Below are 23,006 nucleotides of genomic sequence, written 5' to 3' on the forward strand. Positions count from 1 at the left end.
CGTGGCGGATCGTGCGGCGGTCGAAAAGATCCTGGACCAGGCGGCAGCCGAGGGCCGGTCCTCGCTGACCGCGCCCGAGGGGCGTGCGGTCTGTGAGGCATACGGTATCCCGACCCCGGCCGAGCGGCTGGCCGGCACGGCCGAGGAAGCCGTGGCCCACGCCGAAGACATCGGCCTGCCGGTGGTGCTGAAGATCGTCTCGCCGGACATCCTGCACAAGACCGAGGCCGGTGGCGTGCTCGTCGGCCTCCGCGACGCCGAAGCGGTCAAAGCCGGCTTCACGAAGATCGTCGAGAACGCGAAGGCCTACGACGCCGAAGCGCGCATCCTCGGCGTCCAGGTCCAGCAGATGCTCACCGAAGGCCAGGAGGTGATCATCGGCTCGGTCACCGACCCGACGTTCGGCAAGATCGTCGCCTTCGGCCTCGGCGGCGTGCTGGTCGAGGTGCTCGAGGACGTCACCTTCCGGCTCGCGCCGACGTCGACCCAAGAGGCACTGTCGATGGTCGACGGTATACGGGCAGCTCGGATCCTCCGGGGTGTCCGCGGCTCGGATCCTGTCGACCGCGACGCCCTGGCCGCCGTGATCACCGGCCTCGGCGAGCTGGGCACCGACTTCCCGCAGTTGTCCGAGGTCGACCTCAACCCGGTGCTCGCCACGTCGAGCGGCGCCACCGCGGTCGACGTCCGCATCCTCGTCGACCCGGAGGCCGCGAAGGAGCCGCACCGGTTCACCCAGGAGGAGATCCTCGCCTCGATGAACCGGATCATGAAGCCGGCGGCGGTCGCGGTCATCGGCGCGTCGGCCGAGACCGGGAAGATCGGCAACTCGGTGATGAAGAACCTGGTCAACGGCGGTTACGCGGGGGAGATCCACCCGATCAACCCGAAGGCCGCCGAGATCCTCGACCGCAAGGCCTACGCGAGCATCGCCGACGTGCCCGGCGACGTCGACGTCGCGGTCTTCGCCATCCCGGCCAAGTTCGTCCCCGCGGCCCTCGAAGAAGCCGGCAGGAAGGGCGTGGCGGGCGCGATCCTCATCCCGTCCGGGTTCGGCGAGACCGGCAACATCGAGCTGCAGGACGAGGTCGTGGCGATCGCGCGCAAGCACGGCGTGCGCATCCTCGGGCCGAACATCTACGGCTACTACTACACACCGGAGAACCTGTCGGCGACATTCTGTACACCGTATGACGTCAAGGGCGGCGTGGCCCTGTCGTCGCAGAGCGGTGGCATCGGGATGGCGATCCTCGGCTTCAGCCGGTCGGCGAAGATGGGCGTCTCGTCGATCGTCGGCGTCGGCAACAAGGCCGACATCGACGAGGACGACCTGCTCACCTTCTTCGAGCACGACGAGAACACCGAGCTCATCGCCATGCACCTCGAGGACCTCAAGGACGGGCGCGCGTTCGCGGAGACGGCGAAGCGGGTCTCACAGCGCAAGCCCGTCGTGGTCCTGAAGGCCGGCCGGACGTCCCAAGGGGCCAAGGCGGCGAGTTCGCACACCGGCGCGCTTGCCGGCAACGACAAGGTCTACGACGACATCCTGCGCCAGAGCGGCGTGATCCGGGCGCCCGGGCTGAACGACATGCTCGAGTACGCCCGCGGGATCCCGCTGCTGCCGACGCCGAAGGGCGAGAACGTCGTCATCATCACCGGCGCCGGCGGCTCGGGCGTGCTGCTCTCGGACGCCTGCGTCGACAACGGGCTCGACCTGATGGCGATCCCGCCGGACCTCGACACGGCGTTCCGCAAGTTCATCCCGCCGTTCGGCGCGGCGGGCAACCCGGTGGACATCACCGGCGGCGAACCGCCCTCGACCTACCGCAACACGATCGCGCTGGGCCTCGAGGACGACCGCATCCACGCCCTGATCCTGGGCTACTGGCACACCATCGTCACCCCGCCGATGGTGTTCGCGGAACTGGTCGCCGAGGTGGTCGGGGAGTACCGCGCGAAGGGCATCCACAAGCCGGTCGTCGCGTCGCTCTCCGGTGACGTCGAAGTCGAGGACGCCAGCGACCACCTCTACGACCACGGCGTCGTCGCCTACCCGTACACGACCGAAAAGCCCGTCGCCGTGCTCGGCGCGAAGTACCGCTGGGCGCGGGCCGCGGGCCTGCTCTGAACCACCTCCACAGGGGCTGGCCCAACTCACCCGGAAAGGACGAGGATCCACCGCACGCACGACGGCAGCAGAGGGACACGAGTCAATGGTGACGAAAGAGAACTCCTATGACCGCAGCCACGTACCAGGAGATCACCGACAAGAACGGAAGAGTCTACCGGGTCGGTGAGACCGACCGGGACATCATGGGCAGGCCACGGTGGACGATGGTCGTCCTGCCCTGGGTGGCCATGATGGCCATCAGCTCGTCGGAATACGCGTTCACTTCGGCCGAGGACACGCTGTCTTCGGCGCACGGCTGGCACGGCGCCCACATCTTCTGGCTGCTGGCCGTCTGGGTCTTCTTCCAGGCGGCGGTCGCGTTCCCCGCGGGCAAGATGCGGGAAAGCGGCAGGCTGTCCGCCCGGTCGGCGATGCTCCTCGGCGCCGTGGGCACCGTGCTCGGGTACCTGGCGCTGGCCTACTCGCCCAGCGTCTTCTGGGCCTACCTCGGGTTCGGCCTCTTCGGTGGTGGCGGTGCCGGGTTCGTGTACGCGACCTGCATCAACATGGTCGGCAAGTGGTACCCGGAACGCAAGGGCGGCAAGACGGGCTTCGTCAACGGCGGGTTCGCCTACGGCTCGGTCCCGTTCATCTTCATCTTCACCAACTACCTCGACTTGGGCAACTACGGCACCATCCTGCCCGCGGTCGGGCTGTTCCTGGCCGGCGCGGTCGCGGTCAGCGGGTTCTTCTTCCGCGACCCGCCGAAGAACTGGTGGCCGGCGCACGTCGATCCGCTGAAGGTGCCGGACGACCCGCGCGTGCGCCGGTCGCTGGCGAAGAACCCGCCCGCGGTCAAGCAGTTCACGCCGCGGGAGGCGCTCAAGACCGGCATGCTGCCGCTGATGTGGATCTGCCTGCTGTGCACGGCGGGCGTCAACATCTTCGGCATCTCCGCGCAGGTCCCGTTCGGCAAGGAGATGGGCTTCGCCGGTGGCATCGTCGCGCTGGCGATGAGCCTCAAGGCGGTCATCAACGGCGCCGGGCGCGGGGTGATCGGCTGGATCTCCGACCGGTACGGGCGGCGGCAGACGCTGCTGCTGGTCTGCGTGGTGCTCGGGCTCGCCCAGATCGCGGTGTACCTGTCCGGATCCATCGGCAGCATGCCGCTGTTCCTGCTGGCGTCGATGATCTCCGGGTTCGGTGGCGGCGCGATCTTCCCGCTGTTCGCCGCGCTGACCGCGGACTACTTCGGGGAGAACAACAACGCCAGCAACTACGGCCTCGTCTACAGCTCGAAGCTCGTTTCGGGGATCGTCGGCGCGGGCCTCGGGAAGATGGTCATCGACGGGTGGGGTTACGGCGCGGCCTTCTACCTGGCGGCCGCGACGAGCCTGCTGGCGGCCGGCCTCGCGTTGTTCCTGCGCCAGCCCGGCCGGAAGCCGGGCGGGATGCGTACCGAGCTCGCCGAAACCGAGCTCGTCGCGCGCCCCGCCACCGGCTGACGTCCGGCTCGGCAGCAGCGGACCCGAGTCGGCGCGGACGAAAGAGATCTGTCATGACCACAGCGCAGTACCAGGAGATCACCGACGAGAACGGACGGGTGTACCGGGTCGGCGAAACCCCGCACGACATCATGGGACGCTCGCGCAGCTGGATGGTCTGGCTGCCGTGGATCGCGATGATGGCGGTCAGCGTCTTCGAGTACGGCTGGGGTGCCGTCGAAGGCACCCTGGAGCAGAAGTACGGCTGGACCCTGTCGGACGCGTTCTGGCTGGCCAGCATCTGGGCGGTGTTCCAGGCCGCGGTCGCGTTCCCGGCCGGGCGCCTGCGGGAGAAGAACATCGTGTCGGCGCGGACGGCCATGCTCGCCGGCGCGGTGTGCAGTGCGATCGGCTACTTCACCATTTCGCACAGCGGCAACCTGGTGCTGGCGTTCGCCGGCTACTCGGTGCTGGGCGGGATCGGCGCCGGGCTGGTGTACGCGACCTGCGTCAACATGGTCGGCAAGTGGTACCCGGAAAAGCGGGGCGCACGGACCGGGTTCGTCAACGGCGGTTTCGCCTACGGCGCAGTCCCGTTCATCTACGTGTTCGCCGCCTTCCTCACCCCGGCCAACTATTCGGTGATCCTCGACGTCATGGGCGTGTACATGCTCGTCGCCGTCGGGATCTGCGGGTTCCTGTTCAAGGACCCGCCGAAGAGCTGGTGGCCGAAGGACGTCGACCCGCTGACGTGGGCGCGCGACCGGCAGGCCGAGAACGGGGGACTGGCGAAGAACCCGCCCGCGGTGAAGCAGTTCTCGCCGGCGGAAGCCGTCCGGACCGGGATGCTGCCGCTGATGTGGGTGTGCCTGGTGATCATCGGCGGGGTTTCGCTGTTCGGCATCAACTTCCAGGTGCCGTTCGCGAAGGTGAGCCACTTCGGCGCGTTCGTCGCCGCTTCTTCGGCCGGGGTGCTGGCCGTCGTGAACGGCACCGGCCGCGCGGTCGTCGGCTGGGCGTCGGACAAGCTCGGGCGGCGGCAGACGCTCACCCTCGTACTGGTGGTCGCGGCCGTCGCGCAGTTCGGCGTGCTGTACGCCGGGAACACGCACAACCTGGTGCTGTTCATGGTGTTCGCGTTCCTGACCGGCTTCGGCGGCGGCGCGTTCTACCCGCTGTTCGCCGCGCTGGTGCCGGACTACTTCGGCGAGAACAACAACGCGTCGAACTACGGGCTGGTCTACAGCGCGAAACTGGTCGGTGGCGTCGGCGGCGGTGGCCTCGCCGCGGGGGTCATCAGCGTGTGGGGCTACACGGGCGCGTACATCCTCGCCGGGTGCATCGCGCTCCTTTCGGCGGTGCTGACGCTGTTCCTGCGCCAGCCCGGCCGGAAGCGGCCCCCCCACCCCCCAAACCACACGGGGGGGGGCCCGCCGCGCGCCGCCGCCCGGGGGGGTGAGGGTGTCGCGCCCCCCCCCGGCCCGCCCCCCCACCCTGCGCCCCAACCCGGGGGGGGGCCCGCGCCGGCCGTCGGCGTCAGCCGGCGGTTGATCCGGTGCGGCTCCCCGGTCCTGCCGAAATCAGGATCGGGGAGCCTCCGGACGTTCGTGGTAGGCCTGGCGGGTCCGTTCGGTGTGCTTGGCCATGATTTTCTCGGCCAGCTCCGCGTCCTCCATCGCGATCGCGGTGATCAGTTCCTCGTGCTCGTGCCAGGCGTCCTGGCCGCGGGGCCGGGCGATCGGCGTGTAGTACCAGCGGACCCGGCGGTCGACCAGGCCGATGAGCTCCGCCAGCACGGCGTTCCCGGACAGCTGGGTGATAAACGCGTGCAGGGCGGCGTTGGCCGCGACCAGGCCCTCGGTGTCGTCGGCCTGGAGGGCCTTGACGCCGGCTTTCTGCAGTTGCCAGAGCCGTTCGACGTCCGCCACCGTGGCCCGCTCGGCCGCGAGCTTCGCGGAGTGCGTCTCCAGCACACTGCGGACGCTCAGCAGCTGGTCGGCTTCCTCGTCGGTCGGCAGGTGCACGAACGCCCCCTGGGCCGGACGGAGGTCGACCCAGCCCTCGCTCTGCAGCCGCTGCAGTGCTTCCCGGACCGGCTGCCTGCTGACGCCGAGGTACTCGGCGAGGTCGGCCTCGACCAGGTGCTGCCCCGGTTCGAGCGTGCGGTTGATGATCAGTTCGGCGAGCGCCTCGTAGACGACCTGCCGCAGCGGGGCGGGCCGCTCGACGCGCTTGGCGGCGGTCGAGCTGAGCGAGCCCTTGGCCGTGCGGCGCCCGGTGGGGCCGCGGTCGGGCAGGGGGGAAGCGGGCTGGCTCACGGGACACCTCGAGTCGGAGAGGAAAGCGATGATCTCGATTCAGGATACAGGTTTTGGTATGCAAAATCCCAGAAACTCACCCGACTCAGGGGTTTTCTGCCGATGTGGATCAACAGTCGTCCGGCGACGTAACCCAAAGTGTCTGATTTGTCGCGCTTCGTTACGCCGCCGGAGTGGTGTCCGCAGCTTGAGGCCCATTGGCCTCTGGTTTTGAGCGCGGATCCAGGATACTGTATGCAATCACGGCCGGACCAGGGAGGCACATCATGAAGGTGGCTGTTCTCGGGGCCGGGGCGATCGGCGCCTACGTCGGGGCCGCGCTGCACCGCGGCGGGACCGAAGTGCACCTGATCGCCCGCCGGGCCCACCTCGCCGCGATGCGCGAACGCGGTGTCCGCGTGCTCAGCCCGCGCGGCGACTTCACCGCCCACCCCCACGTCACCGACGACCCCGCCGAGGTGGGCGCGGTCGACTACGTATTCCTCGGCCTGAAGGCCAACTCCTACGCCTCCTGCGGCGAGCTGCTCGCCCCGCTGCTCGGGCCGGAGACGGCCATCGTCGCCGCGCAGAACGGCATCCCGTGGTGGTACTTCCACGGCCTGAAGGGACATCCCCTGGAAGGGCAGCGGATCGAGACCGTCGACCCCGGCGGCTCGGTGACGGCGGTCCTCGAACTGCGGCGGGCGATCGGATGCGTCGTGTACTGCTCGACCGTCATCGAAGAGCCGGGCGTCGTCCGGCACCTGGAAGGCACGCGGTTCTCCCTCGGCGAGCCGGACGGCGAGATCTCGGCGCGCGCCAAGGTGCTCAGCGCGGCGATGATCGCCGGCGGGCTCAAGGCGCCGGTCGAGGCCGACCTGCGCAACGACATCTGGATCAAGCTGATGGGCAACGTCGCCTTCAACCCGCTGTCGGCGCTGACCCGGGCGACCATGGCCCAGATGTGCGAGCACGACGACACCCGCGAGCTCGTCGCCACCATGATGACCGAGACCCTCGAAATCGCCCGTGCCGCGGGCAGCGACCCGGGCGTCTCGGTCGAGAAGCGCATCGACGGCGCCTGGCGCGTCGGCCACCACAAGACGTCGATGCTGCAGGACCTCGAAGCGGGCAAGCCCCTGGAGATCGACGCGATCATCGGCGCGGTCGTCGAGCTGGCCGGCCTCACCGGCGTGCCCGCGCCCGCCCTGCGATACGTCCACGCCGCCATCTCGCTGCTCGACCACACCAGCAAAGTCCCCGTCGGGTCGCACTGACCGGAGGTCCCCGTGAAGCGCAGGAACACCGAGCCGTACGTCCGGCTCACCCAGCCCCTGGTGCGCGATTCCGGCGTGCTGCGGCCGGCGACCTGGTCCGAAGCCCTCGACCGGGCCGCCGCCGGGATCCGCCGCACCCTGGACGGCAAGGGGCCCGAGGCGTTCGGGATGTTCTCGTGCGCCCGCGCCACCAACGAGATGAACTTCGTGGCGCAGAAGTTCACTCGCGCGGTGATCGGCACGAACAACGTCGATTCGTGCAACCGCACCTGCCACGCGCCCAGCGTCGCCGGGCTGGCCCGCGTGTTCGGCAGCGGCGGCGGCACGTCGTCCTACCAGGAGATCGAAGACGCCGACGTCATCGTGATCTGGGGCGGCAACCCGCGCGAGGCGCACCCGATCTTCTTCCACCACGTGCTCAAGGCCGTCCACAAGGGAGCGAAGCTCTTCGTCGTCGACCCGCGGCAGACCAGCACCGCGAGCTGGGCCCACCGGCAGCTGCAGCTGGAGGTCGGCACCGACATCCCGCTGGCCCACGCCATCGCCCGGGAGATCATCCACTCCGGGCTCGCCAACACGACGTTCATCGAGCGGGCCACCGAGGGGTACGCCGAGTTCGCCGCGTCGGTCGAGCCGTGGACCCTGGAGGTCGCGGAGAAGACCACCGGCGTCCCGGCCGAGCTGATCCGCGAACTCGCCCACACCTACGCCCGCGCCGACCGCGGCCAGCTGTCGTGGACCCTCGGCATCACCGAGCACCACAACGGCACCGACAACGTGCTGTCGCTGATCAACCTGGCGCTGCTGGCCGGCCAGGTCGGCCGCTACGGCGCCGGGCTGAACCCGCTGCGCGGGCAGAACAACGTCCAGGGCGGCGGCGACATGGGCGCCATCCCGGACCGGCTCCCGGGCTTCCAGGACGTCCTCGACGCCGGCGTCCGGGCGAAGTTCGACACCGCGTGGGGCTCGTCGATCCCGCCGCACAAGGGCCTCAACCTCACCCAGATGCTCGACGCGATGGAACGCGGCGACCTGACCTGCGTGTACATCATCGGCGAGAACCCGGTGCAGTCCGAAGCGGACTGCGAGCACACGATCAAGCGGCTGGCCAACATCGACCACCTGATCGTGCAGGACATCTTCCTGACCAAGACCGCGCAGCTGGCCGACGTCGTGCTGCCGGCGACGGCGGCCTGGTGCGAGAGCGACGGCACCTTCACCAACTCCGAACGGCGGGTGCAGCGCGTCCGCAAGGCCCTCGAACCGCCGGAAGGCGCGCGCGACGACATCGAGCTGCTGTCGGAGCTCGCGCGCCGGCTCGGCCACGACTGGCACTACACCGGCGGCGAAGAGGTCTGGGACGAGCTGCGGTCGCTGTCGCCGATGCACGCCGGTATGTCGTATACCCGGCTCGAGGCGCTCGGCGGGATCCAATGGCCGTGCTTCTCCGAAGACACCCTCGAACCGACGTTCCTCCACGGCCGGCTGTGGGCCGAGGACCCGGCCGAACGCGGCCGCCCGGCGCCGTTCACGGTGCTCGAACACAGCCCGCCCGTCGACCTGCTCACCGAGGAGTTCCCGATCCGGCTCACCACCGGGCGGCGGCTCGATTCCTACAACACCGGCGTCCAGTCCGGCGGGTTCCCGTCGCCGCTGCGGCAGGGGGAGACCCTCGACCTCTGCCCGGAGGACGCGCGCGCACTGGGTGTCGAACCCGACGAGCTGGTCCAGATCTCGTCGCGGCGGGGTGCGATCGTGGCGCCCGTCCGGCTCGACAAGGGCCTGAAACCCGGGCTGGCGTTCATGACGTTCCACTTCCCGGACGAGGTCGACGTCAACGTCATCACCATCGAAGCCACCTGCCCGATCGCGGGGACGGCCGAGTACAAGGCCGCGGCCATCCGCGTCGACAAGCTCTCGGCAGTGGGAGCCTGAAGTGGACCTCAAGCTGCTGGACGCGATCGCGTCGCACGAAGAGCGGGAAGCCGTCGCCGGGTTCGCCGGCGGGGGCCGTGACCAGCTGCTGCCCGCGCTGCACGCGGTCAACGACCGCGTCGGCTGGATCAGCCAGGGCGCGCTCAACCTCATCTGCGAGACGCTGCACGTGCCGCCGGCCGACGCGTACGGCGTGGCGAGCTTCTACTCGCTGTTCGCGCTGGAGGAGCGGCCGGAGCGGGTGGTGCACGTCTGCACCGACCTGGCCTGCCGGATCAGTGGCGCGGATACTGTATGCGATGTCCTCACCGAGCACGTCGGCGTCGCGGGGAAGGCGCGCGGCGGGGTCACGTGGCAGCGCAGCCCGTGCCTCGGCGTCTGCGAACGGGCCCCCGCGGCGCTGACGTTCCAGGCCGGCGACCCGGCGACGACGGAACTCGTCGCCCCGGTCACCGGCGCGTCGGCGGTGCTGGCCGCCGGGCGGGCACCGTCTGTTTCGGAGGGGGCCCCGCCAGTGCTCCACCAGCGGGACGGGCTGCGGCTGCTGCGCCGGGTCGGCGTCGTCGACCCGGCCAGTCTGGACGACTACCGGGCGACCGGCGGTTACGCGGCCCTGCGCAACGCCCTGCGGATGGGGCAGGCCGCGGTCATCCGCGAGGTCACCGACTCCGGGCTGCTCGGCCGCGGCGGCGCCGCGTTCCCGACCGGGCGCAAGTGGGCGGCCACCGCCGCCCAGCCCGCCGGGCCGCACTACCTGGTGTGCAACGCCGACGAGAGCGAGCCCGGCACCTTCAAGGACCGGGTGCTCCTGGAGGGCGACCCGTTCGCCCTGGTCGAGGCGATGACGATCGCGGCGTTCGCGATCGGCGCCCGGCAGGGGTACGTGTACCTGCGCGGCGAGTACCCGCGCGCGCTGCGGCTGCTGCGGAACGCGCTGGCGGCCGCTCGCGACCGCGGGTTCCTCGGCGAGGACGTCATGGGGCACGCGGGCTTCTCGTTCGACATCGAGATCCGGCGTGGCGCGGGCGCCTACATCTGCGGCGAGGAAACGGCGATCTTCAACTCGATCGAGGGTTTCCGCGGGGAGCCCCGGACGAAGCCGCCGTTCCCGGTCGAGCAGGGGCTGTTCGGCAAGCCGACCGTGGTGAACAACGTCGAGACGCTGGTCAACGTGCCGCTGATCCTCACCGAGGGGGCGGCCGCGTACCGTTCGCTCGGCACCGAATCTTCGGCCGGGCCGAAGCTGTTCTGCCTCTCCGGCAACGTCGAGCGGCCCGGTGTCTACGAAGTACCGTTCGGGACGACGCTGCGGGAGCTGCTCGCGATGGCCGGGGGAGTACCGGAGGGTCGCTCGCTGCGCGCGATCCTGCTGGGTGGCGCGGCCGGCGGGTTCGTCCGGCCGGACGAGCTGGACCTGCCGCTGACGTTCGAGGACGCGCGGGCGGCCAAGACGACGCTCGGCTCGGGGGTCGTCCTGGTCCTCGACGACCTCGTGGACCTGGGTGGGTTCCTGCTGCGGATCGCCGAGTTCTTCCGCGACGAGTCGTGCGGCCAGTGCGTCCCGTGCCGGATCGGGACGGTGCGGCAGGAGGAGGCGATCCGCCGCGTCCTGGCGTCCGGGACGGAGGAACGGCCGCTGCTGCGCGAGGTCGGCGGCGTCATGCGGGACTCGTCGATCTGCGGCCTCGGCCAGACCGCGTGGAACGCCATCGAGTCGGCCATCGACCGGTTGGGAGCGCTGAAATGACCATTGTGGACATCGGGATTCCCAAGCGGCTGGTCGAGTTCACTGTGGACGGCGAGACCGTCCGGGTGCAGGAGGGCTCGACGATCCTCGACGCGTGCACGGCGGCGGGCAAGGCGATCCCGACGCTCTGCTACGGCGACACCCTCGAACCGGCGAACGCCTGCCGCGTCTGCATGGTCGAGGTCGAGGGCTCGCGGACGCTGGTGCCGTCGTGCTCGCGCAAGGCCGAGCCGGGCATGGTGGTGCACACCGATTCGGAGCGGACGCGCACGAGCCGCAAGGTGGTCCTCGAACTCCTGGCCTCGGCGACGGACCTGTCGACGACGCCGGGCGTGGCGGAGTGGATCGCCGAAACCGGCGCGGACCCGGACCGCTTCGGCCCGGACGCGGCGACGGTGGCGCAACCGGCCCTGGTGGACAACGAGCTGTACGTCCGGGACTACGAGAAGTGCATCCTCTGCTACAAGTGCGTCGACGCGTGCGGCGAGCAGTGGCAGAACTCGTTCGCGATCACCGTCGCCGGCCGCGGCTTCGACGCGCGGATCTCGACGGAGTTCTCGAACCCGTTACCGGACAGCGCCTGCGTGTACTGCGGCAACTGCGTCGAGGTCTGCCCGACGGGGGCGCTGAGTTTCAAGCGCGAGTACGACAAGCGGTCGGAAGGATCCTGGGACGAGTCCCGCCAGACGCGGACGACGACGGTCTGCACGTTCTGCGGGGTCGGCTGCAACCTCACGTTGCACGTCCAGGACAACGAGATCGTGAAGGTGACCTCGCCGCACGAGAGTTCGGTGACGCACGGGAACCTGTGCATCAAGGGCCGCTTCGGCTGGCAGCACGTCCAGAACCGGTAGCGGAACCCGTTCGCGCGAAGGCGCCGTGACTCGATGGGTCGCGGCGCCTTCGTCGTTCGGGCGTTGACCCTGGCGCTGGGCAACGGCTATTCTCGATATACGAAAGAAAGATTCCGGATAGCGAAATTCGAGGTCGCGATGCCTGACGAGGGCCACTCCCTGCCGTACGTCGCCAACCTGTCGATCCTGTTCAAGGAGGCCCCCCTGCTCGAGCGCGCCGCCGCCGCGCGGGACGCCGGGTTCACCGATGTCGAGTTCTGGTGGCCGTTCGGCTCCGCGGTGCCCGCGCGCGAGGACGTGGACGCCTTCGTCCGGAGCCTCGACGGGGTCCGGTTGCGGGGGCTGAACTTCTACGCCGGGGACATGGCGGCGGGGGAGCGGGGGCTCGTCTCCTGGCTCGGCCGGGAGACCGAGTTCGCCGACAGCCTCGTCGTCGCCCTCGGCATCGCCGAACGCACCGGCTGCCGCAGCTTCAACGCGCTCTACGGCAACCGGCTCGACGGCGAAGACCCGGCCAAGCAGGACGACCTGGCCCGCGTGCACCTGGACAAGGCCGCCGACGCCGCCGCGCGGATCGGCGCGCAGCTGGTCCTCGAACCGCTCTCCGGCGCGGACCGCTACCCGCTCAAGACCGCCGCGGACGCCGTGGCCGTGCTCGACGACCTCGGGCGCGAAAACGTGCGGTTGCTGGCCGATCTTTACCACCTGGCAGTCAACGGAGACGACCTGGACGCGCTCGCGACGCGGCACCTCGCCCGGATCGGGCACGTGCAGATCGCCGACGCTCCCGGCCGCCACCAGCCCGGTACCGGCGAGCTCGACATCGACGGGCACCTCGCGAAGCTGCAGAACGCGGGTTACGCGGGCTTCGTCGGAATCGAGTACGTCCCGGAACCCGACACGCTCACGTCGCTGGCCTGGCTGCCGAAAACCCGAAGGGGACGAGCATGAAACTGGGATTCATCGGACTGGGCGTGATGGGCGCCCCGATGGCCGCGCACCTGGTCGCGGCCGGCCATGACGTCGGCGGCTACGACGTCACCCCCGCCGCGGGGGAGAAGCTGCGGGCCGCCGGCGGGCGGGCCGCGACCGGCGTCGCGGACGCGGTGGCCGGGGCGGACGTCGTCATCACGATGCTGCCGAACCACCCGCAGGTCGAGGACGTCGTGCTGGCCGGCGGCGGTGTCCTCGACACCGCCGAGCCGGGCACGCTCCTGATCGACATGAGCACCATCCGGCCCGAAACGTCGATCGCGATCGCGGAAGCCGCGCGGGACAGGAAGATCCGCGTCCTCGACGCGCCCGTCTCGGGCGGGCAGGCCGGGGCCGAGCAGGCGTCGCTGTCCATCATGGTCGGTGGTCTCGAAGAGGACTTCGCGGCGGCCAAGCCGGTACTGGCCGCCGTCGGCAAGACCATCGTGCACGTCGGCCCGCACGGCGCCGGCCAGGTCGTCAAGGCCGCGAACCAGCTCGTCGTGGGTGGGATCTACGGGCTCGTCGCGGAGGCGATCGTGCTCCTGGAAGCGTCCGGTGTGGACGCCGCCACGGGCCTCGACGTGCTCGCCGGCGGGCTCGCGGGCAGCCGGATCCTGGAGCTCAAGCGCCAGTCCATGGTGGACCGGCAGTTCGCGCCCGGCTTCCGGATCGACCTGCACCACAAGGACATGGGGATCGCGCTGGCTGCCGCCCGGCAGGCCGACGTCGCGCTCCCGCTCACCGGGCTGGTCGCCCAGCTCGTCGCCGCCGGCCGCGCCATGGGCTACGGCTCCCTGGACCACTCGGCCTTGCTGAAGGTCGTCGAACAGTTGTCGGGCCGCGTCCCGGCGGAGGTGTGACATGCCCAGAATCCCCGCGATGCAGGCGGTCGTCGACGTCCTGGAGAGCGAAGGCGTCGACACCGTCTTCGGCTGCCCGGGCGCCGCCATCCTCCCGCTGTATAACGCCCTGCAAGGCCGGTCGATCGAGCACCTGATCGTCCGCCACGAAGAGGGCGCGACACACATGGCCGACGGCTGGGCCAGGACGAACGGCAACGTCGGCGTCGCCATCGGCACGTCCGGTCCGGCCGGGACGAACATGATCACCGGGCTCTACACCGCGCACGCGGACTCGATCCCGATGATCTGCATCACCGGCCAGGCCGCGACCACCAAGCTGCACCAGGAGGCGTTCCAGGCCGTCGACATCGTCGAGATCGCCAAGCCGGTGACGAAGTGGGCGGTGCAGGTCAAGGAGGCGGCGCAGCTGCCGTGGATCTTCCGTGAGGCGTTCCGGATCGCCCGCTCGGGCCGCCCCGGCCCGGTGCTCATCGACCTGCCGATCGACGTCCAGAAGCAGGACATCGAGTGGGACTCCTCGATCGACTCGCCGCTGCCGGTGACCCGGGTGACCCCGGCGCCCGCGCGCGTCGAGCGCGCGCTGGACCTCCTGCTGGCCGCCGAGCGCCCGCTGATCCTGGCCGGCGGCGGCGTCGTCCTCGGCGAGGCGAGCGAGCAGCTGCGGGCAGCCGCCGAGCGGCTCGACGTCCCGGTGCAGGTGACGCTGATGGGCAAGGGCAGCTTCCCCGAGAACCACGAGCTGTTCGCCGGGATGGCCGGCATCCAGACGTCCCAGCGGTGGGCGAACGCGGCCTTCCTGGAGGCCGACCTCGTGCTGGCGCTCGGCGCCCGGTTCGGCGACCGGCACACCGGCGAGCTGTCGGTCTACCGCGGGGAGCGGAAGTTCATCCACGTCGACATCGAGCCCACCCAGCTGGGCAAGGTCTTCGGCCCCGACCTCGGGATCGTCTCGGACACTCGGGAGTTCCTCGACGCGCTGCTGGCGGCGGTGGACCGCCGGTCGGCAACACCGAGGCGGGAGTGGGTCGCCCGGATCGGCGAGCTGAAGGAGGCGCTGCCCCGGCGTGACGACTTCGACAGCCTGCCGATCAAGGCGCCGCGGGTGTTCAAGGAGATCAACGAAACCTTCGGCGAGGACACCTACTTCGTCACCGCGATCGGGCTCTACCAGATCTGGTCAGGCCAGTTCCAGCAGGCGCACAAGCCGCGGCACTACCAGGTGTGCGGCCAGGCCGGCCCGCTCGGCTGGGAGATCCCGGCGGCCATCGGCGTCAAAAAGGCGCGGCCGGAAGCCGAGGTCGTCGGCGTCGTCGGCGACTACTCGTTCCAGTTCCTCGTCGAGGAGCTGGCGGTGGCCGCCCAGTACGACGTCGGGTTCGTGCTGATCATGCTCAACAACGAGTACCTCGGGCTCATCCGCCAGGCCGAGACCGGCTACGAGATGAACTTCGAGGTCGACATCCACTACGACGCGATCGGCACGGACAACGTGAAGATCATGGAGGCCTACGGCTGCTCCGGCACCCGGGTGCACGAGCCGGGGGAGATCCGCACGTCCCTGGAGTGGGCGCGCAAGGAGGCCGAGCGCACCAGCCGCCCGGTCCTGGTGGAGATCATGATCGAGCGCGAGGGCAACGCCGCCATGGGCGCCGCCCTCGACGCCGTCCGCGAGTTCGAGCCGGCAAGCTGAACTCGGCCTGGCCCGGCCCGGCTCGTCAGGCGAGGATCGCGAGCAGCTGGTCGCTGGAGCGATCGGCCAGGTCGGCCGGCGTGTCGATCGAGGGCGCGCCGGCCACGAAGCCCGGTCCGCGCACGACGTCGTTCGCGACGGCCTTGTAGAAGTTCTGGCGCTGGGCGTTGAACCGGGCGGCCCGGGCCAGCTCGGCCTGGCAGGCGATCGCCCGGATGATGCCGGCGAACAGGCAGGCGACCGGCAGCCCCGGCTCCTGGATCTCCAGCGGGGTGAGGCCGGTGGCGGCCGCGGCCGTTTCGATGCGGTTGAACACGACGTAGCTCCTGCACGGAAGGGGACCTGACAGCCGACGGTAACCAGGCGGAACGACACCCCGCCCGAGATTCCGCCTTCCCCGCAGGACCTTTCCCGAATACGCGGTGCCCCAGGCCGCCGTGCGAGGCCCCCGACCTCGCACGGCGGCCTTGGCGTGCCCGCGGGACGGGTATTGGAGGAAAGTACAAACGCGGGCTCGAAATTCACCCGCCTTTCAGGGGTTTTGCCGTGGTCGGGGCCACGCGGGAGCGTGTCTACTTCTTGCCGAAGCAGCCCCGAAAGGACGTCCACAGTGGAATTCCTCCGACCCGCCTCGCTGGCCGACGCGCTCGCCGCGAAGGCCGCGAACCCCGGTGCGGTCCCGCTCGCCGGTGGCACGGACGTGATGGTCGAGCTCAACTTCGACCACCGCCGCCCGGACGCCCTGCTCGACCTCGGGCGCGTGCCCGAACTGCACGAGCACGGCACCGACGGCGGCCGGATCCGGATCGGCGCGGCCGTGCCCTACAGCCGGATCATCACCGAGCTGGGCCCGCGGCTGCCCGGGCTGGCGATGGCCGCGCGGACCGTCGGGTCCCCGCAGATCCGCAACCGCGGTTCGGTGGGCGGCAACCTCGGCGCGGCCTCGCCCGCGGGAGACTCCCACCCGGCCCTGCTGGCCGCGGACGCCGAGGTCGAGATCGCCTCCGTGCGCGGTACCAGGATCGTCGCCGCGAAGGATTTCTACGTCGGGGTGAAGAAGAACGTCCTGGCACCGGACGAGCTGATCACCGCGGTCCTGCTGGCCCCGGCCACCGGGCCGCAGCAGTTCAGCAAGATCGGCACGCGCAACGCCATGGTCATCGCCGTGGCCGCCTTCGGGCTCGCCCTGCACCCCGCCGAGAAGCGGGTCGGCACCGGCGTCGGCTCGGCCGCGCCGACGCCCCGGCGGGCCTTCGCCGCCGAGGAGTTCCTGGCCGGCGAGCTGGACTGGGCCGCGCCGAAGCCCCTCGCCGACTCGGTGAAACGCCGCTTCGGCGACCTGGTCTCGGCGGCCGCGTCGCCGATCGACGACGTCCGGGGGAGCGCGGCCTACCGGCGGCACGCCCTCGGCGTCATGGCGCGCCGGACGCTGACCTGGGCCTGGACCGAATACTGTGCCCGACCTGGAGGGAGCGCGAAGTGCGCCTGAACGTCACCGTCAACGGCGAACCCCGCCGGGCGGACAACGTCTGGGAGGGCGAGAGCCTCCTCTACGTCCTGCGCGAGCGGCTCGGCCTCCCCGGCTCGAAGAACGCCTGCGAGCAGGGTGAATGCGGTTCGTGCACGGTCTACCTCGACGGTGTCCCGGCGTGTGCGTGCCTGGTCGCGGCCGGGCAGGCCGAGGGCCGCGAGGTCGTCACCGTCGAAGGGCTGGCCGACGGGGAAACCCTCGACCCGGTGCAGGAGGCGTTCGTCGAGCGCGGTGCCGTCCAGTGCGGGTTCTGCACGCCGGGCCTGCTGGTGGCGGCGCACGACCTGATCGAGCGGAACCCCGAGCCGTCCGACGTCGAGATCCGCGAGGCCCTCGCCGGGAACCTCTGCCGTTGCACGGGCTACGAGAAGATCCTCGACGCCGTCCGCGACGCCGCCGCGAAGAAGGCCGTCCGATGAGCGCGCCGTCCCGCTCCCCGCAGGAGCTGCACGACACGATCGCCGGCGGCATCGGCGAGAGCCCGCTGCGCCCGGACGGCACGCTCAAGGTGCGCGGCGAGTTCGCCTACTCTTCGGACCTCTGGCACGAGGACATGTTGTGGGGCGTCACGCTGCGCAGCCCGCACCCGCACGCCCGGATCGTCCGCCTCGACGTCTCCCGCGCGCTCGCTCAGCCGGGCGTGCACGCGGTGCTGACGCACGAGGACGTGCCCGGTGAGAACGTCTACGGCCTGAAGTTCCAGGACACCCCGGCGCTGGCCGCCGACCTGGTCCGCTACCAGGGCGAGCCGGTGGCCGTCCTGGCCGCCGACGACCCGGAGATCGCGCGGCAGGCGCTGAAGGAGATCGTCGTCGAGTACGACGTCCTGGAGCCGATCACCGATCCCGAGCGGGCCGCGCACGACGACACCCTGCCGAAGCTGCACCCGGGCGGCAACCTGGTGCGGCACCAGCGGATCGTCAAGGGCGACCCGGACGCGACCGCGGACGTGGTCGTGTCCGGTGTCTACGAGATCGGGATGCAGGACCAGGCGTTCCTCGGTCCGGAGTCCGGGCTGGCCGTGCCGGCCGAGGACGGCGGCGTCGACCTCTACCTCGCCACCCAGTGGCTGCATGTCGACCAGCGGCAGACGGCCAAGGCGCTGGGCCTGCCGCTGGAGAAGGTGCGGCTGACGCTGTCCGGGGTCGGTGGCGCGTTCGGTGGCCGCGAGGACCTGTCGATGCAGATCCATTCCTGCATGCTCGCGCTGCGCACCGGGCGTCCGGTGAAGATGGTATACAACCGACTGGAATCATTCTTCGGGCACGTGCACCGCCACCCGGCGAAGATGTACTACGAGCACGGCGCCACTCGCGAGGGAAAGCTCGTCTACGTCCGCGCGAAGCTGTACTTCGACGGCGGCGCGTACGCGTCCAAGACCCCGGTCGTGGTCGGCAACGGCACCACGCTCGGGGTCGGTCCCTACGATGTCCCGAACGCCCACATCGAGGGCTGGGGTGTGTACACCAACAACCCGACCTGCGGCGCGATGCGCGGGCTCGGCGCGGTGCAGCCGACGTACGCCTACGAGTCCCAGATGGACAAACTGGCCGCCGCGCTGGACATGGATCCCGCCGAGCTGCGCATCCGCAACGCGCTCAGCGAGGGGTCCACTGTGGTCACCGGCCAGGTGGTCGACTTCCCGGCCCCGGTGGCGGAACTCCTCCAGCGGCTGCGCGACATGCCGCTGCCGCCCTCGCGCGGCGAGCACGCCGACATCCGCGAACTGCCCGGCGGCGCGTCCAACACCACCCACGGCGAAGGCGTCGTCCGCGGGGTCGGCTACGGCGTGACGATCAAGAACATCTCCTACGCCGAAGGCCTCGACGACTACTCGACCGCGCGCGTCCGCCTGGAGGTGATCGGCGGCGAAGCGGTGGCGATGGTGCACACCGCCGCCGCGGAAGTCGGGCAGGGCCTGGTGACGCTGCAGCAGCAGATCGCCCGCACCGAGCTGGGCGTGACGCGGGTGAGCGTGCACCCGGCCGACACGAGCGTCGGTGACGCCGGCTCCAGCTCGGCGTCACGCCAGACCTACGTCACCGGCGGCGCGGTCCGCAACGCCTGCCGGGCGGTCGCGGATACGGTATACAGCCGACTGGGACGGTCGGCCGAAGGCATGACCCTGGCCGGCGGCAAGGTCGTCGCGGCCGACGGCGAAGTCGTCGCGGACCTGGCCGAGCTGCTCGGCGACACGGCGATCGAGGAGACCCGCGAGTTCCACCACCGGCCGACCTACCCGCTCGACCCGGAAACCGGGCAGGGCGACGCGCACGTCCAGTACGGCTTCTCCGCCCACCGCGCGGTGGTCGACGTCGACCTCGACCTCGGGCTGGTCAAGGTGGTGCAGCTCGACTGCGCCCAGGACGTCGGCAAGGCGATGAACCCCGACGCCGTCGTCGCCCAGATCCAGGGCGGCTCGGCGCAGGGTCTGGGCCTGGCCGTGATGGAGGAGATCCTCGTCGAGGGCGGCAAGGTGCGGAACCCGTCGTTCACCGACTACCTCATCCCGACGATCCTCGACATGCCGCCGATGCGCGTCGACGTCCTCGAGCGGCCAGACCCGCACGCGCCCTACGGCGTCCGCGGCGTCGGCGAGCCGCCCACGATCTCGGCCACGCCCGCGATCGCCAACGCCATCCGCGCGGCCACCGGCCTCGAGCTGCCGCGCGTCCCGATCCGCCCCGAGCACATCACCGGAGTCTGAGATGACCACGTCGATTTCCGCCGAGCGGGAATGGCTCGGCGAAGCCGTCCGCATCGCCACGCAGAACGTCGAGAACGGCGGCGGCCCGTTCGGTGCCCTGATCGTGCGGGACGGCGAGGTCGTCTCGACCGGCGTCAACCGCGTCACGGCGAACCTCGACCCGACCGCGCACGCCGAAGTGGTCGCGATTCGGGCGGCCTGCCAGGAACTGGGCACGTTCAAGCTGGACGGCTGCGTGCTCGTCTCCAGCTGCGAGCCGTGCCCGATGTGCCTGTCCTCGGCGCTGTGGGCGAGGGTCGACCGGATTCTGTATACCGCCGACCGTCATGACGCGGCCAAGGCCGGCTTCGACGACCGTGCCTTCTACGAACTCTTCGACCGCCCGCGCGAGACGTGGACGGTCCCCGTGACGCGACTGTCCGCAAAGGACGGATTCGCGCCGTTCGCGGCCTGGCTCGACAAGAGCGACCGCACCGATTACTGACCCACAAGGCCAGCTGACCGGAGCACAACCGATTCGAACGTCCCGCTCGGCCAGGCACGGCGTGGTGCCTGGCCCTGGCCGAGCACCCCCCACCGGCAAGGGCAGGACGAATGACCCAGACCGAAGTCCCCACCCGAGTAGTCGACGAAGTACCCCCGCAACGCCGTTCGCTGCTCGACAAGCTGTTCGAGCTGCGGGCGAGGCAGACCACGATCGGCCGCGAAGTCCGCGGCGGTCTCACCACGTTCGTCGCGATGGCGTACATCGTGCTGCTCAACCCGCTCATCCTCGGCGCCTCCGCCGACATCACCGGCGCCCGGCTGTCGGCCGCCCAGGTGACCACGGCGACCGCGCTGGCCGCCGCCGTGATGACCGTCCTCATGGGACTCGTCGGCAACGCGCCCCTCGCGCTGGCCGCCGGCCTGGGCATCAACGGCATCGTCGCCTTCCAGATGGCACCCGAGATGACGTGGGCGCAGGCGTTCGGGCTGGTCGTGCTCGAAGGCGTGTGCATCGTGCTGATGGCGGTCAGCGGCGTCCGCGAGCGGATCATGAACGCCATCCCGCGGCCGCTCAAGACGGCGATCACCGTCGGGATCGGGCTCTACATCGCGCTCGTCGGCCTGGTCAGCGCCGGGTTCGTGACCCGGGTGCCGGACTCGGCGCAGACCACGGTCCCGGTGCGCCTCGGGGCGACCGGGCACCTGCACGGCTGGCCGATCGTCGTCTTCTGCTTCGGGCTGCTGCTGATGATCGTGCTGGTGGCCCGCAAGGTCCCGGGCGCGGTGCTGATCAGCATCGGGGTGGCCACCGCGTTCGCCGTCGTGCTGCACCAGGGGTTCGGTGTCGGCGGCTGGGGCCTCACCACCCCCGCTTTGCCCGACCACGTCGTCGCCGCCCCCGACTTCGGGCTCTTCGGCCACATCGACCTCTTCGGCGGCTTCGCCTCGGCGGGCGCGCTCGCGGCCACGGTCTTCCTGTTCACGCTCGTGCTGTCCGGCTTCTTCGACGCGATGGGCACCATCACCAGCGTCTCCGACGAAGCCGGCCTGTCGAAGAACGGGAAAGTACCCCGGATGGGCCGCATCCTCCTGGTCGACGGCGCGGGCGCGATCGCCGGGGGCGTCACCGGCTCGTCGCCGAACACGGTGTTCCTGGAGTCCGCGGCCGGCGTCGGCGAGGGCGCGCGGACCGGGCTCGCCAGCGTCGTCACCGGGCTGCTGTTCGCGGGAACGCTGCTGTTCACCCCGCTGGCCGGAATCGTCCCGGCCCAGGCCGCGGCGCCCGCGCTGGTCGTCATCGGCGGCATGATGGTGGCGCAGTGCCGCACCATTCCGTGGAACGACCCGGACTACACGATCCCGGTGTTCCTGACGGCCGCGCTGATCCCGTTCACGTACTCGATCACCAACGGCGTCGGCGCGGGCCTGATCGCGTTCGTCCTGATCAAGATCGGCCGCGGCAAGTGGCGCGAAGCGGGCTGGCTGCTGTCCCTGCTGGCGCTGGTGTTCGCGGTGTACTTCGCCGTCGACGGCGTCGAAGCCCTCTTCCGCTAAGGAGTTTCCCGTGGCCCTGATGTTCTTCAACGGCGGCGCCATGCGCGGCGAGCCACTGCACCACCTGCTGGCCGGATCGCGGTTCGTGGCGGCCACGGAAACGGCCCCGAAGTACCGGTTCTACGCGGTCGGCGACCAGTGTCCGGCCCTGTACCCGGTATCGCACGGAGGCGCGCCGGTCACCGGCGAGGTCTACGACGTCTCCCTGGACGCCCTGCGGGACAAGGTACTGCCGGCCGAACCGCACGAGCTGGAGCTGGGCGTGGTGGAGCTGGCGGACGGAAGTTCGGCGTTCGCGATGGTGTTGCGGCGGCCGTACACCTCCCACGTCGCCCTCCGGGACATCACCGAGATCGGCGACTGGCGGGCGTTCAAGGCGAGCGCGTGAGGTTTCTGGTCGCGCCGGACAAGTTCAAGGGCTCGCTCACCGCGGCGGAGGTGGCGTCGGCGGTGGCCGCGGGCCTGGCTGACGTCCACCCCGCGGCGGCGGTGCGGACCCTCCCGGTGGCAGACGGCGGCGAAGGCACTCTCGACGCGGCGGTGGCCGCGGGCTTCCGCCGCGTCGAGGTCCCGGCCCGCGGCCCGACGGGAGAATGGCTGACGGCGTCCTACGCGGTGCGCGGCGACACGGCGATCGTGGAGCTGGCCGAGGCGTCCGGACTGCACCGGCTGCCCCGGCCACCGGAGCCGCTGACGGCGACCAGCGCGGGAGCGGGCGACGTCATCGCGGCCGCGCACCGGGCAGGCGCCCGCAGGATCGTGCTGGGCGTGGGAGGCAGTGCCTGCACGGACGGCGGCGCGGGGATGCTGACGGCACTCGGAGCCCGGCTCCTCGACGACGCCGGACGCGAAGTGCCCTTCGGCGGCGCGGCGTTGTCCCGGGTCGCCGCACTGGACGTGGCCGCATTGTCCGAAGTGGACATCGAGCTGGCAAGCGACGTGAACAATCCCCTGTACGGACCAAGCGGAGCCGCGGCGGTCTACGGACCGCAGAAGGGCGCATCACCCGACGACGTCGAAATCCTGGATGCGGCACTGCGGCAGTGGGCATCGATCGCCGGCCCGGAGTTCGCCTCCCGGCCGGGAGCCGGAGCGGCCGGGGGAGTGGGCTACGCCGCAATGGCGGTGCTGGGTGCCCGGATGCGCCCCGGCATCGACTTGCTGCTGGACCTCCTGGGCTTCGAGGAGGCGCTGGCCGGAGCCACCCTGGTGATCACCGGCGAAGGCTCCCTGGACAGGCAGACGCTGTCCGGCAAGGCGCCGGCCGGAGTGGCCCGCGCCGCGTCGGCCAAGGGAATCCCGTGCGTCGCGGTGTCGGGCCGCTGCGAGCTGTCGGCAGCGGAGCTGGCGAACGCGGGCATCCAAGCGGCGTACGCGTTGACAGACCTGGAACCGGACCCGGCCCGCTGCATGGCCGAGGCGGCGCCCCTGCTGCGCCGCCTCACTCACCGGATCGCGCCGCCGGACAACTGATATCAAAGTCTTGTTATCATCGT

The 23,006-nt window shown here is 70.7% G+C and carries 18 protein-coding genes and 1 pseudogene; 17 read left to right on the forward strand and 2 right to left on the reverse strand.

The window, feature by feature from the left end:
• Nucleotide 1 precedes the first annotated feature (1 nt).
• From I4Q55_RS10485 to I4Q55_RS10495, 3 genes and pseudogenes are all read left to right on the forward strand, one after another.
• Complete coding sequence (locus I4Q55_RS10485) at nucleotides 2-2,128, forward strand: acetate--CoA ligase family protein (RefSeq protein WP_206786309.1); 2,127 nt, start codon at nucleotides 2-4, stop codon at nucleotides 2,126-2,128.
• A gap of 107 nt (nucleotides 2,129-2,235) precedes the next feature.
• Nucleotides 2,236-3,615: an OFA family MFS transporter gene (locus I4Q55_RS10490; RefSeq protein WP_206786311.1), complete on the forward strand. Its 1,380-nt coding sequence runs from the start codon at nucleotides 2,236-2,238 to the stop codon at nucleotides 3,613-3,615.
• A gap of 179 nt (nucleotides 3,616-3,794) precedes the next feature.
• Nucleotides 3,795-5,099 (forward strand): annotated as a pseudogene (locus tag I4Q55_RS10495) (OFA family MFS transporter); the annotation flags it as partial.
• 75 nt (nucleotides 5,100-5,174) lie between these two features.
• Here I4Q55_RS10495 and I4Q55_RS10500 read toward each other — a convergent pair.
• A complete protein-coding gene (locus tag I4Q55_RS10500; RefSeq protein WP_206786450.1) occupies nucleotides 5,175-5,912 on the reverse strand; it encodes a GntR family transcriptional regulator in 738 nt (245 codons plus the stop codon).
• Between the two features lie 266 nt (nucleotides 5,913-6,178).
• On the opposite strand from I4Q55_RS10500, the gene I4Q55_RS10505 reads away from it, so the two are divergent.
• The 7 genes from I4Q55_RS10505 (at nucleotide 6,179) to gcl (ending at nucleotide 15,232) form a co-directional block, all read left to right on the forward strand.
• Nucleotides 6,179-7,168, forward strand: coding sequence for a 2-dehydropantoate 2-reductase (locus tag I4Q55_RS10505; RefSeq protein WP_206786313.1), 990 nt, complete (start codon nucleotides 6,179-6,181; stop codon nucleotides 7,166-7,168).
• 12 nt (nucleotides 7,169-7,180) lie between these two features.
• Nucleotides 7,181-9,103 (forward strand): molybdopterin oxidoreductase family protein, encoded by a 1,923-nt coding sequence (locus tag I4Q55_RS10510; RefSeq protein WP_206786315.1) that lies wholly within the window; start codon nucleotides 7,181-7,183, stop codon nucleotides 9,101-9,103.
• Nucleotide 9,104: 1 nt separating this feature from the next.
• Entirely contained in the window at nucleotides 9,105-10,850 is a 1,746-nt protein-coding gene (locus I4Q55_RS10515) for an NAD(P)H-dependent oxidoreductase subunit E (protein ID WP_206786317.1), read from the forward strand.
• Entirely contained in the window at nucleotides 10,847-11,704 is an 858-nt protein-coding gene (locus tag I4Q55_RS10520; protein ID WP_206786319.1) for a 2Fe-2S iron-sulfur cluster-binding protein, read from the forward strand. Before I4Q55_RS10515 ends, I4Q55_RS10520 begins: the two co-directional genes overlap by 4 nt.
• 138 nt (nucleotides 11,705-11,842) lie before the next feature.
• Nucleotides 11,843-12,655, forward strand: a complete 813-nt coding sequence (locus tag I4Q55_RS10525) for a hydroxypyruvate isomerase family protein (protein ID WP_206786321.1) — start codon at nucleotides 11,843-11,845, stop codon at nucleotides 12,653-12,655.
• A complete protein-coding gene (locus I4Q55_RS10530; protein ID WP_206786323.1) occupies nucleotides 12,652-13,539 on the forward strand; it encodes an NAD(P)-dependent oxidoreductase in 888 nt (295 codons plus the stop codon). The genes I4Q55_RS10525 and I4Q55_RS10530 overlap by 4 nt, the downstream gene beginning before the upstream one ends.
• A 1-nt stretch (nucleotide 13,540) precedes the next feature.
• Complete coding sequence (gcl, locus tag I4Q55_RS10535; protein WP_206786325.1) at nucleotides 13,541-15,232, forward strand: glyoxylate carboligase; 1,692 nt, start codon at nucleotides 13,541-13,543, stop codon at nucleotides 15,230-15,232.
• A gap of 25 nt (nucleotides 15,233-15,257) precedes the next feature.
• On the opposite strand, the gene I4Q55_RS10540 is transcribed toward gcl, so the two are convergent.
• Complete coding sequence (locus I4Q55_RS10540) at nucleotides 15,258-15,548, reverse strand: hypothetical protein (RefSeq protein ID WP_206786333.1); 291 nt, start codon at nucleotides 15,546-15,548, stop codon at nucleotides 15,258-15,260.
• A gap of 294 nt (nucleotides 15,549-15,842) precedes the next feature.
• Between I4Q55_RS10540 and I4Q55_RS10545 the strand changes: the two genes are divergently transcribed.
• The 7 genes from I4Q55_RS10545 to I4Q55_RS10575 all read left to right on the forward strand — a co-directional run bounded on the left by I4Q55_RS10545 (nucleotide 15,843) and on the right by I4Q55_RS10575 (nucleotide 22,983).
• Nucleotides 15,843-16,721 (forward strand): xanthine dehydrogenase family protein subunit M, encoded by an 879-nt coding sequence (locus I4Q55_RS10545; protein ID WP_206786343.1) that lies wholly within the window; start codon nucleotides 15,843-15,845, stop codon nucleotides 16,719-16,721.
• On the forward strand, nucleotides 16,712-17,182 hold the full coding sequence (locus I4Q55_RS10550; protein WP_206786346.1) for a (2Fe-2S)-binding protein: 471 nt from the start codon (nucleotides 16,712-16,714) through the stop codon (nucleotides 17,180-17,182). Before I4Q55_RS10545 ends, I4Q55_RS10550 begins: the two co-directional genes overlap by 10 nt.
• Nucleotides 17,179-19,470: a xanthine dehydrogenase subunit D gene (gene pucD, locus I4Q55_RS10555; protein WP_206786355.1), complete on the forward strand. Its 2,292-nt coding sequence runs from the start codon at nucleotides 17,179-17,181 to the stop codon at nucleotides 19,468-19,470. Before I4Q55_RS10550 ends, pucD begins: the two co-directional genes overlap by 4 nt.
• A 1-nt stretch (nucleotide 19,471) precedes the next feature.
• Complete coding sequence (locus I4Q55_RS10560) at nucleotides 19,472-19,954, forward strand: nucleoside deaminase (RefSeq protein ID WP_206786357.1); 483 nt, start codon at nucleotides 19,472-19,474, stop codon at nucleotides 19,952-19,954.
• Nucleotides 19,955-20,064: 110 nt separating this feature from the next.
• Nucleotides 20,065-21,510: an NCS2 family permease gene (locus I4Q55_RS10565; RefSeq protein WP_206786359.1), complete on the forward strand. Its 1,446-nt coding sequence runs from the start codon at nucleotides 20,065-20,067 to the stop codon at nucleotides 21,508-21,510.
• Nucleotides 21,511-21,520: 10 nt separating this feature from the next.
• Nucleotides 21,521-21,898 carry a gamma-glutamylcyclotransferase gene (locus I4Q55_RS10570; protein WP_206786367.1) on the forward strand — a complete coding sequence of 126 codons (378 nt, stop codon included), beginning with the start codon at nucleotides 21,521-21,523 and terminating at the stop codon, nucleotides 21,896-21,898.
• Nucleotides 21,895-22,983: a glycerate kinase gene (locus I4Q55_RS10575; protein WP_206786369.1), complete on the forward strand. Its 1,089-nt coding sequence runs from the start codon at nucleotides 21,895-21,897 to the stop codon at nucleotides 22,981-22,983. Before I4Q55_RS10570 ends, I4Q55_RS10575 begins: the two co-directional genes overlap by 4 nt.
• The last annotated feature ends 23 nt before the right edge of the window (nucleotides 22,984-23,006 follow it).

It is taken from the genome of Amycolatopsis sp. MtRt-6, from assembly GCF_017308975.1.
In the GTDB taxonomy this organism is placed as follows: Bacteria; Actinomycetota; Actinomycetes; order Mycobacteriales; family Pseudonocardiaceae; genus Amycolatopsis.